Source organism: Algibacter ulvanivorans, from assembly GCF_048381495.1.
GTDB classification, from domain to species: domain Bacteria; phylum Bacteroidota; class Bacteroidia; order Flavobacteriales; family Flavobacteriaceae; genus Algibacter_B; species Algibacter_B ulvanivorans.
Genome location: NZ_JBLWGD010000004.1, coordinates 277,467 through 291,449, shown reverse-complemented (window position 1 = coordinate 291,449; position 13,983 = coordinate 277,467). Strand labels below are relative to the sequence as shown.

Below are 13,983 nucleotides of genomic sequence, written 5' to 3'. Positions count from 1 at the left end.
TAATTATAATATGAATATAAAGTTTATATTACGGTTCCTTTAGGTATTGTTGCACCGTGTTTAATAACTACAATGCCGTCTCTAACACAATAGGTATCTGTTTCGGTATCTTCTAGGTGTTTACCACCATTTATTCTAACATCATCACCAATACGGCAGTTTTTATCTATAATGCAGTTTTTTATAAAGCAACGCTCGCCAATACCCATTAGGTTTTCAATTTTATTGTTTTGCATATCTTCTAGAGACTCGTAATAGTTTGCTCCCATCATATAGGTATTAATAATGGTAGATTCTTTGCCTATTCTTGAGCGTATACCAATTACCGATTTTTCAATTTTTGCTGCACTAATTATACAACCTTCAGAAACTACAGCTTTGTCTAGAGCTGTGCCTGCAATTTTTGTTGTAGGTAGCATTCTGGCATGCGTGTAAATACGCTTGTCTTTGTTATATAAATCGAATTGAGGAATATCATCTGTTAATCCTAAATTGGCTTCAAAGAATGATTCTATGGTTCCTATATCTGTCCAATAGCCTTCGTATTGATAGCTTAGTGTTTTATGTGAGTTTATAGATTGTGGTATAATTTCTTTTCCAAAATCAATAGTATCTGGGTTTTTCATTAAATCTACCAGTAAATTTTTGTTAAAAACGTATATACCCATTGAGGCTAGATAGTTTCTACCTTGATCTTTCATTTCTTCACTTACTTCTGATGTCCAATCTGGTAATAGGCTAGCGTCTGGTTTTTCAACAAACGAAGTAATTATATTTTCGTCATTGGCTTTAAGTATACCAAAACCAGTAGCATCTTTAGCGTTTACAGGAATTGTTGCTATAGAAATTTCGGCTCCGCTAGCTTCATGGGCTTCAATCATTTTATCATAATCCATTTGGTATAATTGATCGCCAGATAGGATTAAAGCATATTCAAAATCGTGTTGTAAAAAATGGTGCATACTTTGTCTAACAGCATCTGCTGTGCCTTGAAACCATGTTTTATTTTCTGGGGTTTGTTCTGCCGCCAATACATCTACAAAGGCACTACTAAAAAAGCTAAAATGATATGTGTTTTTTATATGTTTATTTAAACCGGCAGAGTTAAATTGGGTTAATACAAAAATACGTTTGATATCTGCATTAATACAGTTTGAAATAGGAATATCTACTAACCTATATTTTCCTGCTATTGATACTGCTGGTTTTGATCGTCTATCTGTTAATGGGTATAGTCTTGAACCTTGGCCACCACCTAATACAATGGATAAAACTTTATTGTTAATCATATCTTTTTTGGTTTTTTTAAGTTAGCTCCTTTTATAATTTATATTAATGATTTGTATAATGTTTCTACTTGTTTTGCTATAGCAACCCAATCGAAATATTCTTCAACACGTTTTCGGCCATTTTTTGCCATGGTTTCTCTTAGCGCTTTATCGTTAATTACTTTGTTAATACCGTTGGCTAAATCTTGCGAAAACTTATCAGGGTCAATAGGTTCAAAAGGGGCTTCTGTTTGTTGTTCTAAAGGTATTAAAAGTCCAGTTTCGCCATGCACAACAACCTCTTTAATACCTCCTACGGCACTTGCAACAACAGCAGTATTACATGCCATGGCTTCAATGTTTATGATACCAAAGGGCTCGTAAATTGAAGGGCAACAAAATACACTAGCATGCGAGTAAAGCTGAATTATTTCTTCTTTTGTAACCATTTTGTCTATCCAAATAACATGATCTCTGGTTTGTTTTACTTTGTTAACGGCGTTTTCCATTTCTTTACCAATTTCTGGGGTATCTGGTGCGCCAGCACAAAGCACTATTTGGGTTTCTGGGTCTATATATTTAATAGCATTTACTAAATGAATAATTCCTTTTTGGCGTGTAATTCTGCCAACAAAAAGCACATAAGGTTTTGTTTTGTCTATGCCATAGGCATCGAGTGTCGATGTTTTGGTCGTGGTTATATATTGTTGAAGGTTAATACCATTATATATAACATGTACTTTGCTTTCATCAACATTAAAATGTTTTATAACATCTTCTTTAGTTTCTTCAGATACTGCAATAAGAGCATCTGCCATTTCAATAGCTGTTTTTTCTATCCAAGACGAGGCATCATAACCTCTGCCTAATTGTTCGCGTTTCCAGGGTCTTAAAGGTTCTAGTGAGTGCGTAGTTATTACTAAAGGTGTGCCGTAACATAATTTAGCAACAATACCTGCAAAATGCGAATACCAAGTGTGGCAATGCACAACATCGGCATCAATAGGTTCTGCGTTCATTTGAATGCAGGTGCTCAAGGTTTTAAAAACCGATTTTAATTTATTGTCTGCACCATCAAAAACAGCATTTTCAAAAGGAAACCCTTTTATGGTTAAGCTGCCCGATTTTGTGTCTTGATCTCCAAAGCATCTTACATCCATTTCCATTAATTTGGCTAACTCGTCAGCTAAATATTCAACATGTACGCCTGCGCCACCATAAACATACGGCGGAAATTCTCTAGTGTAAAAAAGTGCTTTCATAATAAGAAAAATGTAAAAAAAGTATTTAAACTCACACAAAAAAATGAAATTTGTTAATGAAAATAATTTTTCATTTTGATTAATTTTAAAAAATTACCAAAACTATTTTTTATGGGGTAGTTTATTGAAAATCAAGCAAAACTCATTTAAAAAAATACTAATTTGTTAATAACAATTAAAGTAAAAAACTGAAAAGAACATAGATTAAAATATAAGATAAACACTTGTGTTTAAAGTATTTTACACAAGAAAGGCGGTTTATCCTATTTTACATAGTTATAAACATACGAAATATTTATTAACAATATTTGTGTTGTTTTATTTTTATGAAAAAATAGGTGTTTTGTTAATTAAAGAAAATAATTAATAAAAAAAATGACTAAAATGCATGGTTTGGTTTTAATCATTCAGTTAAAACTGATAATATCATTATAGATTTACTTCAAGTAACTTAATTTTAAGTAAAATATAATGTCTGTTTTGTAAAAGCGACTTCAAATTTTTAACATTTTATTGTAAATACATTTTTGCTTATCTAGATAAAAGTAACTTTTCAGCCTTATTTTAGCCTATTTGGGCAGAAAACGGTTTTAAAACCTTACTTCTAGAAATACATTTATACTATCAATTTAAAAACAGACAGTTATGAATGTGTTATTTAAAACTACTATAGTATTTCTTTTTAGCGTTATTACCATAAGCGCGCAAAATAAAATTTCAGGATTTATTACAGAAAATAATAGACCTTTAGAGTTTGCTAATGTTATTTTGTATAACAATGCGTCTAATGATATTGTAACGGGTGTAATATCAAACGCGCAAGGTTATTATACGTTTTCGGATATAGAAAACGGAAATTACTACATAACTGTTTCTATGTTAGGATTTAAACCTAAAAAATCTGAAATATTTAATCTTTTAGAAAATAAAAAATTAGATTTTATTCTGGTTGAAGAAAATCAGAATTTAGACGAGGTTATTATTAAAAGCAAACGTCCAGTAATTAGGCAAACTGCAGAAAAGCTTATTGTAGATTTAGAAAAATCTGAAATGATACACGCAAACCTTCAAGATGTTATGAAAGGTGTGCCCGGTATATTGGTTACTAATAATGGCATTAGTTACGCGGGGCAAAGTAATTTAAGAATTTTAATAAACGGAAAAACAACCGATTATATGGATATGGATACTTTACTTCGAGATATGCCAGCCGATAATATTGCAAAAGTAGAATTGGTTGAACAGCCAGGAGCAGAGTTTGATGCCGAAGGTTCTGGCCCTATTTTAAATATTATTTTAAAGAAAAATGTAAAATTAGGCACTCATGGTAATGCAACAAGTTGGTTTGGTGAAGATGAGGGTTTTGAGTATGGCACAAGCGCATCGATTGCCAGTTATAAAAACAAGCTAAATTGGCAGGCTAGCGCAGGATATTCTGCACCAACTTGGCGAGAAGATTTATTTATTAAAAGAACCGTAGGTAATACAACGTATAACCAGGCAACTATAGAGCCATATAACCCTAAAAGCATAAGGGCAAGTGTAAGTATAGATTATTATTTAAGCGACAACCATTCGGTAGGCATTGCTTTAAGAAAAAACACAACAAATTCTAATAGAGATTCTCGAAGCTCAAATAAAATAACTTCGCCAAATACTAACGATTTATTATTATCTAAAAATAGTTTTAATAGAGATCAAGAAGTATTTAATATAAATCCATATTACGAGTTTAAAACAAATACACATAAGTTTACTGCCGATTTTAATTTTGTAGATTATAAAAACAACAACATAAATACCATTTCGTCTTTACCAGAAAGCACAGTAGCTTATACCAACCAGCAATATATACAAGATGCTAAATACCAGATAAAAACATATAAAGTAGATTATACTAGAACATTTTCTGAAGCTTTTAAGCTTAGTTTAGGCTCCAAACATTCGCAAGTAAATACCAATAGCGACTTACAATCTTTTAATGAAAACGATAGTGGTGGTTTCGATTTTGATGAAAATACCAGCAATAGGTTTTTGGTAGACGAGTCTATTTTTGCACTCTATTCTAAAGTAAACATAACTCAAGGAAAATGGTCTTTTTCAGGAGGACTTAGGTTTGAAGATAGTAACACCCAAGGCACCTCAAGTAGTAATAACGAAACTAGGCAGCGTAAAATATCTAAATTATTCCCTAGCGCATCAATTAGCAGAAAAATAAACGAAAATTTAGGGGCAAGTATAGCATATAGTTACCGTATTCGTAGGCCTAACTATAACAGCTTAAACTCGTTTGTAACATATTACGACCCATTATCATCAGATGTAGGAAACGAAAATTTAAAACCTTCGTTTACAAACAGATATCAGTTTAATTTAACTTTCGATGGCCAACCGTTTTTTACCATAGGTTATAATGAAACTAAAAACGCCATGTTTCAATTTGTTTCGCAAGATGAAGCCACCGCGCAAATACAACGTACAACTATTAACTTAAATACCAGTAAAAACTGGAATTTTAGACTATTTGCACCATTAAGCTTTATAAAAAATGTTGAAGGTTATACCGGTTTTATTGTAAATCACAATAAATTTAAATCTAACCCAAACCAATTACATTTACAAAAATGGAGTCTTATGTGGTTTACTCAAGCCAATTACGAATTACCTTGGGAAATTAATGCAGAACTAAATGGAAACTATGGTACAGGAGCCTTAGAAGGTGGTATTGATGCCGAGTGGTTTGCAGGTTTAGGGTTTTCTTTCAGTAAAAAATTCTTAGACGAAAAACTAAAAGTAAACCTAGGGTTTAATAAAATGCTTAACAGAGGTTTTGTTGGGGTTATTAATTATAATAACCTGTATGCAGAGGTTGAAAGTAACCAATCCAGACAAAATATTCAATTAAGACTATCGTATAGTTTTGGCTCTAAATTTGGTAAGAAGAAAGCCAGAAAGAACGCCTCTCAAGACGAAGAGAATAGAATTGATGATAATAATTAATAAGTTTGTGTTATTATGAATACAAAACTCAATACATCAGATTTTTTAATTCTAGCAGTATACTTTGTGGTTTCCTTTGCCATACAAAGCAATCAATATTTTGAAAGAGGTGCTTTGTTAAGAGAATATTTAATAGATTTTCCTGTAGAAATTTTAACCGTTTGTACCATTATATTCATTTTTGTTTTTTGGCTAATTCCAAAATTTGTTAACGAAAAAAAGTATATACAATTTGTTATTTATGGCATATTAACACTTGTGGTTATTACAGGTATAGATTATACTATTGGTTTTTGGACAGGTAATAACAATTGGGAAAAATTTCCTAAAGGGCTAGATTTTGTATTAAGAATGATAAATCAAGGCTCGCAACAAGTAGCATTTCCTTTTGCACTTTTACTAACAAAAAAATTCTACGAAGGGCAAAATGCATTTTTAAAAATAGAAAAGCAACAAAAAGAAAACGAACTTAAATTATTACGCTCGCAAATAGACCCACATTTTTTATTTAATAACCTTAACACTTTAGACTCCTTAATAGATAGTAACACACAAAAAGCAAAAGAGTATATTAATAGGTTATCTTTAATTTACAGGTATTTAATTAAAACTAAAGATGCCGAGGTTATGGAACTGGTTGAAGAGTTACAGCTAGCCGAAAATTACATTTTTTTAATACAAACACGATTTGCAAACGATTACGATTTTAAGATAGATACCAAAACCACCTTAGACAATAAATTTATTCCCACAGGAGCGCTTCAAACCCTGTTAGAAAATGTTGTAAAGCATAACAAACCACTTAACAAAAATGCAATAAAAACAGTAATAACCATAGAAGAAAACATATTAAAGGTTACCAATACAAAATCTAACCTTCAAACTAAAAACGAATCGTTTGGTACAGGTTTAGAAAACTTAAAAACGCGCTACCAATTACTATCAGATAAAGATGTTGTAATTATAAACACCAGTCAAGAATTTAAAATCTCAATTCCAATTATTAAATTAATAGAAGAAAACTAAGCCATGAATATTTTAATTCTAGAAGACGAAATACCAGCATACCAAAAATTAGTATCGTTTTTAAACAATTATTTCGAAGACGAAGTACCACACCATTGGGCACGCTCAAATGCCGAAGGCAAAATATATCTAGAAAAGCACACATATAATTTTATCCTATCAGATATTCAATTACTAGACGGAATATCTTTCGATTTGTATAACGAGATTTCTATAAATGTACCTATTATTTTCTGTTCTGCACACGACGAGTATCTCTTTCAAGCCTTTAACACCAACGGTATAGCCTATATTTTAAAACCATACACTCAAGCCGATTTTAAAAAAGCCATGGAAAAATACCAATCTCTATTCCAAAAAGGCCATTATAACATGTTAAATAAAAACACCATAACAGAACTTAAATCGGCCTTACAAAACGAACACACCAATTACAAAAAGCGCTTTGTAATAAAAAAAGCCAAAGGCATTCAGCTTTTAAACGTATCTGAGATTAGTAAGATTGAAGCCTCAGGCGATTTTTGTATTGCCACAGATAACAAAGGCAAACGGCACACCATATCTCAAAACCTAGGCAGTATTAACCAACAATTACACCCCAATAAATTTTTTAAAATTAACCGCAGCGAAATAATCTGTATAGACGCCATACAACATATAGAAAGCCATTTTAAAAACCGTTTACTTATTACCATAACAGGATTAAAAGACAAAGCCATGACAAGCTCAACAACAACCTCCAGTTTTAGAAAATGGTTAGAACAATAGTTTTCTTTATGGCGTTACCACAAGGGTCGGGCTTTTTGTTGCAAGTCCTCGCACCTCCTACGTCGGGCTGTGGGCTTTCCACTTCAATCCCTAACGCAGTTATTTGCCAGAGTTATAGGTTAATCATTAAGCTTTAAAACCGCCATAAACGCTTGTTGAGGTATTTCTACATTACCCACTTGGCGCATACGTTTTTTACCCTTTTTTTGTTTTTCAAGCAGTTTACGTTTACGAGAAATATCACCACCATAACATTTGGCAGTAACATCTTTACGTAATGCTTTTACAGTTTCTCGAGAAATAATTTTAGCACCAATAGCCGCTTGAATAGGAATATCAAATTGTTGGCGAGGTATGAGTTCTTTTAGTTTTTCACACATTTTTCGCCCAATAGTTTGAGCATTTTCGGCATGTATTAAAGCCGAAAGCGCATCAACAGATTGCGCATTTAAAAGAATATCTAAACGCACTAATTTTGAAGGTTTCATACCAATAGGATGATAATCAAAAGAGGCATATCCTTTAGAAACGGTTTTTAAACGGTCATAAAAATCAAAAACAATTTCTGCCAAAGGCATTTCAAACGTTAATTCTACACGTTCTGTAGTCAAGTAAGTTTGATTAATAATAAGCCCACGTTTTTCAATACACAACGACATTACGTTACCTACAAAATCAGCTTTTGTAATAATGGTAGCTTTTATAAAAGGCTCCTCCACACGGTTTAAGGTAGATGGTTCAGGTAAATCCGACGGGTTGTTTACAATAATAACCTCATCAGGCTCCTTATTAGTAAATGCATGGTAAGATACGTTTGGTACGGTAGTAATTACCGTCATATCGAACTCACGTTCTAAACGCTCTTGAATAATTTCCATGTGTAACATGCCTAAAAACCCACAACGGAACCCAAAGCCTAAAGCGGCAGAACTTTCTGGAGCAAATACTAAAGAGGCATCATTAAGCTGTAATTTCTCCATAGAGGCACGAAGCTCTTCGTAATCTTCAGTATCTACAGGATAAATACCTGCAAATACCATAGGTTTTACATCTTCAAAACCTTCAATTATATTGGTTGTAGGTTTGGCAAAATCGGTAATAGTATCACCTACTTTTACTTCTTTAGCGGTTTTAATACCTGTAATTAGGTAACCAACATCGCCTGTTTTTACGGTTTGTTTAGCAACTTGATTTAGTTTAAGCGTTCCAATTTCATCAGCATAATAATCTTTATTAGTTGCTACAAATTTTATATGTTGTCCTTTTTTAATTTCGCCATTAAAAACTCTAAAATACGTTTCTATACCGCGAAAGGTATTATAAACCGAATCGAAAATTAAAGCTTGCAAAGGTGCATTTGGGTCGCCTTCTGGCGCAGGAACACGCTCAATAATAGCTTTTAAAATATTATCTACACCAAAGCCTGTTTTTCCGCTAGCATGAATCACTTCTTCGGGGTCGCAACCTAATAAATCAACAATATCGTCGGTTACTTCTTCTGGGTTGGCACTTGGCAAATCTACTTTGTTTAATACAGGAATAATTTCCAAATCGTTTTCTAAAGCCAGATATAAATTAGAAATGGTTTGCGCTTGTATACTTTGTGCAGCATCAACAATTAAAAGTGCGCCTTCGCAAGCGGCAATAGATCGTGATACTTCATAAGAAAAATCTACGTGACCTGGGGTATCTATAAGATTTAGCACATAAGATTCGCCTTCATATTCATAATCCATTTGTATGGCATGACTTTTTATGGTAATACCACGTTCGCGTTCTAAATCCATATTATCCAGTAACTGGTCTTGCTTTTCTCTAGCCGTTACAGAACCTGTATAGTCTAATAATCGATCAGCAAGTGTACTCTTTCCATGATCGATGTGTGCAATAATGCAAAAATTTCTAATGTGCTTCATAGTCAAATAACCTTTGTAAAAAGATTTCGCAAAGATATAGGTTTTTAGTTGAGTTTTATGGGTTAGGCTGCTTAGGTTTTTTAAACCTTAAAATGTCTTTTACTAATTTAATTTAAAATGAGTTAGAAATCCATAAAAAGTTAATAAAAATTATATGACTTATTTCTTATTAAGCTTTTAGTTTAAAGAGGAATAAGAATTTACAAAAACCATTTTTTTTATAAATTTAGATAAAAGATGTAGTTTTGCTAAAAATTTAAAGACTTGGTAAAAATAGATAACATTGAGCTCCCAGATTTTCCATTGCTTTTAGCACCAATGGAAGATGTAAGCGACCCGCCGTTTCGCGCGTTATGTAAAGAACAAGGTGCCGATGTGGTTTATACCGAGTTTGTATCTAGCGAAGGCTTAATACGTAATGCAGCAAAAAGCGTAATGAAGCTTGATATATACGAGAAAGAGCGCCCAGTAGGTATTCAAATTTTTGGAGCTAATTTAGATAGTATGTTGCAAACCATAGATATTGTAGCAGAGTCTAAACCAGATATTATTGATATTAATTTTGGTTGTCCCGTAAAAAAAGTAGTAAGCAAAGGTGCGGGTGCTGGAATCTTGAAAGATATTTGCTTAATGGAGCAACTTACTGCCGAAATGGTTAAGCGCACCAATTTACCAATTACGGTAAAAACCAGATTAGGTTGGGATCATGATTCTATTAGAATTGTTGAGGTTGCAGAACGTTTACAAGATGTTGGGTGTAAAGCTATTTCTATACATGGGCGTACGCGTGCGCAAATGTATAAAGGCGAGGCCGACTGGAAACCCATTGCTGCCGTTAAAAATAACCCGCGTATGAACATTCCTGTTTTTGGAAATGGCGATGTAGATACACCAGAAAAAGCTGCTTTAATGCGTGATGAGTTTGGGTTAGATGGCGCCATGATTGGTAGAGCATCAATTGGTAATCCTTGGTTTTTTAAACAAGTAAAACACTTTTTTGAAACAGGTAAACATTTAAAACCCATTTCTTTAGAAGAACGCGTAGAAGCTGCTCGCCGACATTTACAAATGTCTATAGATTGGAAAGGCGAGGTTTTAGGTGTTTTTGAAACCCGAAGACATTATACTAATTATTTTAAAGGCATTCCGCATTTTAAAGAATATAGAATGAAAATGGTAACCTCTGATCGTTCTGAAGATGTTTTTGCTGCCTTTGATGAGGTGTTAGAAAAGTTTGCAGGACATCAGTTTGCTCAATAAGGCAGTACACCTACTTTTTAGCATGGTATGGTTAAAATTTATAGCTTTTTTAGTAACACAATAACATCATAAGTTTTAATTCTTAATAGTTAAGAGTAAAGCTTGCTAAAACTGCTTTATGGTCTGTTGGCCATACATTAATAGGCTCGATAATGGCATCGTTTGTAGGCTGAAATATTCTTTGGTTTCTTATTATATCGCCTTTAGGACCAATAATTTTTACATCTTTAAGGTTTAACCTATTATTTGGGTAGTAAAAAATAAAATCAATACGATCTCTATCGTCTGCCTTTGGGCTCCAAGCTAATTTGTTTATAGGTACATGCTTGTTATTTGCAGGGTAAGTAAACCCAGGGTGTGTAATCGGGTTGGGATATTTTTTTCTGTAAGCATCTATAAACCCAAATTTTTCTAATTGGTATGTATTACGCCAGTTAATAACCACATTATTGTGGTCGTACAAATGTTTGTTTTCTGCTATCCAATCTAGATGGGAAGGCTCATTATTATCGCCTCCATATATAATAAGTCGCCCAAGTTTAATTTCGTTTTTGGCATCTCTAATAAAAGCATCAATAGCTTCATCTCTTTTTGATGCTAAATTAACTTTCTTTAAAGTATCTATGTTGGTAATTGGGGTGTTAAGTTTTTTCCAAGTAGAGCCATCATAACCTCTGGGTAAATATAATGCACAGTTTAAATAATCTAAATGAGCGCTATAAAGAGCAACCTCAATACCTTTAATGTTAATAATGGCCTTTGTTATAGAGCCATGGTCGTTAATAACAGGATATAAATCTGTTTGCGAAATTATAGGGTATCTAGATAACAGTCCGGAGTCTTGGCTTTTTTTGGCATAGAAAACATATCCTTTTGCCTTTAAGGCCTTAATTATTTTTTTATTAAAAAGCTTATTATCGTAGTTTCTAACCTCGCTAAATGTAATTAAATCGGCATCAGCTTTAATTATTTCGTCAATAATAGCATTAAATCCACCAGTAACTATGGTACCTTCTTGCCAAATATTAAATTGTAGTACATTAAGGTGTAATTGTTTTTCTTTATTGCAATTAAAAAGAAAACAACACATTATTAAAAATACAAACGGTTTTAAGTTTTTAACCAAGATCATTAGGATAATTTTATTAAATGTTTTGTAATTCTAGCTGAGGCAATTTTTGATGCAACAACACCTAAAATAGAAATAGTTAAAAACACGATAATGAAGTTTTCAAGCTTAATAGTTATTGGGTAAGCCAAGGTAGGAGTTATCATTACTAGGCTAAAAGCTTTTTGAAGCCCTGCAATTATTAATGCTAAAATTAGCCCTATAATTCCGCCAACAATACTCATTAAACTACCTTGGTAGAAAAATATTTTTCTAATATCTTTTACTGTTGCACCAATATTAAATAATGTGTTTAAGCTTTGTTTTTTATCTAGCATCATCATAATTAACGAGCCAATAACATTAAAAAAGGCAATTATTAGTACTAAAGTAAAAATAAGATAAACGGCTAAGTTTTCGGTATTTAACATTTTATAAAGTGCATCATTTAGTTGAACACGGTTTTTTAAAATTACTTTATTACCTAAAATGGATTGGATGTTTTTTTTGGCCTCAGCTTCGTTTACTCCAGCTTTAAGTTTAAATTCTATAGATGTAATTTGATTGGGTTTATAATTTAATAAGTTTTTAGCCAAATCAATTGGAGCATAAACATAGGTATCGTTTAAATCTTCATTTATAAAAAACACACCAACATTTATGGCATGAATACTATTAAATGCTTTTTTTGTTGATGTAATTTGCCCTTTTCCTGGTTTTGGAACGTATACATTTAAAGGTTTGGTGAAATTTAAAATGCCTAACGATAAACTATTAGAAATGCCCCAACCCACAACAAGCTGATTGGATTTTTGCTCAAGCCAATTACCATGGTCTAGTGTCGAGTCAATAGCTACAACGTTCTGGAAACTCTCATCAACTCCTTTTAAAATGGCAAGCGTATTTTTGTCTTCAGAAGCTATAAAAACACGTTCTTCTATAATTTTAGAATATTGAGCTATATCTTTTAAGTTGTTTAATTTTTCGGTTTCGTTATCAGTTAAAACAAACGATTTTCCTAAAGAGGTTATGGCTTTTAAATCGGGGTCGACTTGGCTTGAAAATTTTAATGTAAAATCTTTTAAGCCAGCAAAGCCAGAAAGTACAATAAATAAAGAGGCCGAGCCTAAAACAACACCAATTAAGGCAATGTTGGTAATAAAGTTAATAGCATTGTTAGAGCTTTTAGAGCGTAAATAACGTTTTGCTATGTGTAAAGGAAAATTCAAGAAAAGGGTTAAGATTTTTTTCTTTTATCTAAAATCGAAGGGTCTTTTATGGGGTTTTCTTCCCCTTTTAAAGATTTTTCAATCTGGTCAATATACTCAAGAGAGTCATCAATAAAAAACTCAAGGTTTGGCATTCTACGCAATTGGTTTTTAGTTCGTTGTGCTAATTCATGACGAATTAAAGGTGTATTAGATTTTATACCTTCAAGTAGTTCTTTACCTTTATTATTAGGGAAAATACTTAAATAAACTTTTGCAACACCTAAATCTACAGTAACTTTAACTTTGGTTACCGAAATTAAAATGCCACGCATACCACCTTGTGTGGCTGCGCTTTGTAAAACATCTGCTAAATCGGCTTGTAAAACAGATCCTATTTTTTTTTGTCTTTGACTTTCCTCTACGTTACTCATGTTTAATACCTAATTAATAAGGTTTAGAATGCAAAAATAACGGATATTTAAAGATTATGTTACTTTTAAGTGCGATTTTCGTATTTTGATTTGTAATTAGACTTAATAAGTAAGATGATTTCATTTTTTAAATGAAGAAAAAACAGAATAAATGATGAATAAAATAGAACATATAGGAATAGCTGTTAAAAATTTAAAAGAATCTAACCATTTGTTCGCTAAACTTTTTGGAGAACCTCATTATAAGGTCGAGAAAGTTAAAAGTGAAGGTGTAAATACATCATTTTTTAAAATAGGTGAAAATAAAATTGAATTATTAGAAGCTACAAAAGAAGATAGCCCAATTGCAAAATTTATTGATAAAAAAGGAGAAGGTATACATCATATTGCTTTTGATGTTGATGATATAGAGTCTGAAATTAAGCGACTTAAGCAAGAAGGTTTTAAGGTGTTAAACGAAAAGCCAAAGCAAGGAGCCGACAATAAATTGGTAGCTTTTTTACACCCCAAATCATCAAACGGAGTTTTAATTGAGCTTTGCCAAGAGATAAAGAAATAATTTTTCTTGTAGAGTTACAAAATAAGTAGTAATATTGCACTCCAATTTCGGTCCTATAGCTCAGTTGGTTAGAGCACCTGACTCATAATCAGGTGGTCCATGGTTCGAGTCCATGTGGGACCACTTCTAGAAATTGCAAAAGCCTTCAAGAAATTGAAGGCTTTTTTTGTTTTT

11 protein-coding genes and 1 tRNA gene are annotated in these 13,983 nt (G+C 32.3%); 6 read left to right on the top strand and 6 right to left on the bottom strand.

Going from position 1 to position 13,983, the window contains the following annotated elements; translation table 11 throughout:
• Nucleotides 1-23: 23 nt before the first annotated feature.
• Nucleotides 24-1,289 (bottom strand): glucose-1-phosphate adenylyltransferase, encoded by a 1,266-nt coding sequence (locus ACNG5D_RS11775; protein WP_418183717.1) that lies wholly within the window; start codon nucleotides 1,287-1,289, stop codon nucleotides 24-26.
• A gap of 38 nt (nucleotides 1,290-1,327) precedes the next feature.
• Nucleotides 1,328-2,530, bottom strand: a complete 1,203-nt coding sequence (gene glgA, locus ACNG5D_RS11770) for a glycogen synthase (protein WP_418183716.1) — start codon at nucleotides 2,528-2,530, stop codon at nucleotides 1,328-1,330.
• 645 nt (nucleotides 2,531-3,175) lie between these two features.
• Between glgA and ACNG5D_RS11765 the strand changes: the two genes are divergently transcribed.
• Genes ACNG5D_RS11765 through ACNG5D_RS11755 form a run of 3 tightly spaced genes read left to right on the top strand, consistent with a single transcriptional unit; the run spans nucleotide 3,176 to nucleotide 7,324 of the window.
• Entirely contained in the window at nucleotides 3,176-5,530 is a 2,355-nt protein-coding gene (locus tag ACNG5D_RS11765; RefSeq protein WP_418183715.1) for a TonB-dependent receptor, read from the top strand.
• 15 nt (nucleotides 5,531-5,545) lie between these two features.
• A complete protein-coding gene (locus tag ACNG5D_RS11760) occupies nucleotides 5,546-6,556 on the top strand; it encodes a sensor histidine kinase (RefSeq protein WP_418183714.1) in 1,011 nt (336 codons plus the stop codon).
• Between the two features lie 3 nt (nucleotides 6,557-6,559).
• Nucleotides 6,560-7,324, top strand: coding sequence for a LytR/AlgR family response regulator transcription factor (locus ACNG5D_RS11755; RefSeq protein WP_418183713.1), 765 nt, complete (start codon nucleotides 6,560-6,562; stop codon nucleotides 7,322-7,324).
• Between the two features lie 119 nt (nucleotides 7,325-7,443).
• Here ACNG5D_RS11755 and lepA read toward each other — a convergent pair whose 3' ends face one another.
• A complete protein-coding gene (gene lepA / locus ACNG5D_RS11750; protein WP_418183712.1) occupies nucleotides 7,444-9,240 on the bottom strand; it encodes a translation elongation factor 4 in 1,797 nt (598 codons plus the stop codon).
• Nucleotides 9,241-9,504: 264 nt separating this feature from the next.
• On the opposite strand from lepA, the gene dusB reads away from it, so the two are divergent.
• Nucleotides 9,505-10,500, top strand: a complete 996-nt coding sequence (gene dusB, locus ACNG5D_RS11745; protein ID WP_418183711.1) for a tRNA dihydrouridine synthase DusB — start codon at nucleotides 9,505-9,507, stop codon at nucleotides 10,498-10,500.
• A gap of 82 nt (nucleotides 10,501-10,582) precedes the next feature.
• Here the strand turns inward: dusB and ACNG5D_RS11740 are convergent, their stop codons facing one another.
• From ACNG5D_RS11740 to rbfA, 3 genes are read right to left on the bottom strand one after another with little or no spacing between them, the layout of a single operon-like run.
• A complete protein-coding gene (locus ACNG5D_RS11740; protein WP_418183710.1) occupies nucleotides 10,583-11,632 on the bottom strand; it encodes an endonuclease/exonuclease/phosphatase family protein in 1,050 nt (349 codons plus the stop codon).
• Nucleotides 11,632-12,837 (bottom strand): FtsX-like permease family protein, encoded by a 1,206-nt coding sequence (locus ACNG5D_RS11735; RefSeq protein ID WP_418183709.1) that lies wholly within the window; start codon nucleotides 12,835-12,837, stop codon nucleotides 11,632-11,634. Before ACNG5D_RS11735 ends, ACNG5D_RS11740 begins: the two co-directional genes overlap by 1 nt.
• Nucleotides 12,838-12,845: 8 nt before the next feature.
• Entirely contained in the window at nucleotides 12,846-13,250 is a 405-nt protein-coding gene (gene rbfA, locus ACNG5D_RS11730; protein WP_418183708.1) for a 30S ribosome-binding factor RbfA, read from the bottom strand.
• A gap of 154 nt (nucleotides 13,251-13,404) precedes the next feature.
• Between rbfA and mce the strand changes: the two genes are divergently transcribed.
• Together mce and ACNG5D_RS11720 are read left to right on the top strand one after the other, a co-directional pair.
• The gene (gene mce, locus ACNG5D_RS11725) at nucleotides 13,405-13,809 is read left to right on the top strand and encodes a methylmalonyl-CoA epimerase (protein WP_418183788.1); all 405 of its coding nucleotides are present in this window, start codon (nucleotides 13,405-13,407) and stop codon (nucleotides 13,807-13,809) included.
• Nucleotides 13,810-13,858: 49 nt separating this feature from the next.
• A tRNA-Ile gene (locus ACNG5D_RS11720) sits at nucleotides 13,859-13,932 on the top strand.
• Nucleotides 13,933-13,983: the final 51 nt, after the last annotated feature.

Bases quoted from the DNA above. Each gene is read 5' to 3' on its own strand.
- ACNG5D_RS11775 (WP_418183717.1), bottom strand. From the start codon at position 1,289: ATGATTAACAATAAAGTTTTATCCATTGTATTAGGTGGTGGCCAAGGT.
- glgA (WP_418183716.1), bottom strand. From the start codon at position 2,530: ATGAAAGCACTTTTTTACACTAGAGAATTTCCGCCGTATGTTTATGGT.
- ACNG5D_RS11765 (WP_418183715.1), top strand. From the start codon at position 3,176: ATGAATGTGTTATTTAAAACTACTATAGTATTTCTTTTTAGCGTTATT.
- ACNG5D_RS11760 (WP_418183714.1), top strand. From the start codon at position 5,546: ATGAATACAAAACTCAATACATCAGATTTTTTAATTCTAGCAGTATAC.
- ACNG5D_RS11755 (WP_418183713.1), top strand. From the start codon at position 6,560: ATGAATATTTTAATTCTAGAAGACGAAATACCAGCATACCAAAAATTA.
- lepA (WP_418183712.1), bottom strand. From the start codon at position 9,240: ATGAAGCACATTAGAAATTTTTGCATTATTGCACACATCGATCATGGA.
- ACNG5D_RS11740 (WP_418183710.1), bottom strand. From the start codon at position 11,632: ATGATCTTGGTTAAAAACTTAAAACCGTTTGTATTTTTAATAATGTGT.
- rbfA (WP_418183708.1), bottom strand. From the start codon at position 13,250: ATGAGTAACGTAGAGGAAAGTCAAAGACAAAAAAAAATAGGATCTGTT.
- mce (WP_418183788.1), top strand. From the start codon at position 13,405: ATGAATAAAATAGAACATATAGGAATAGCTGTTAAAAATTTAAAAGAA.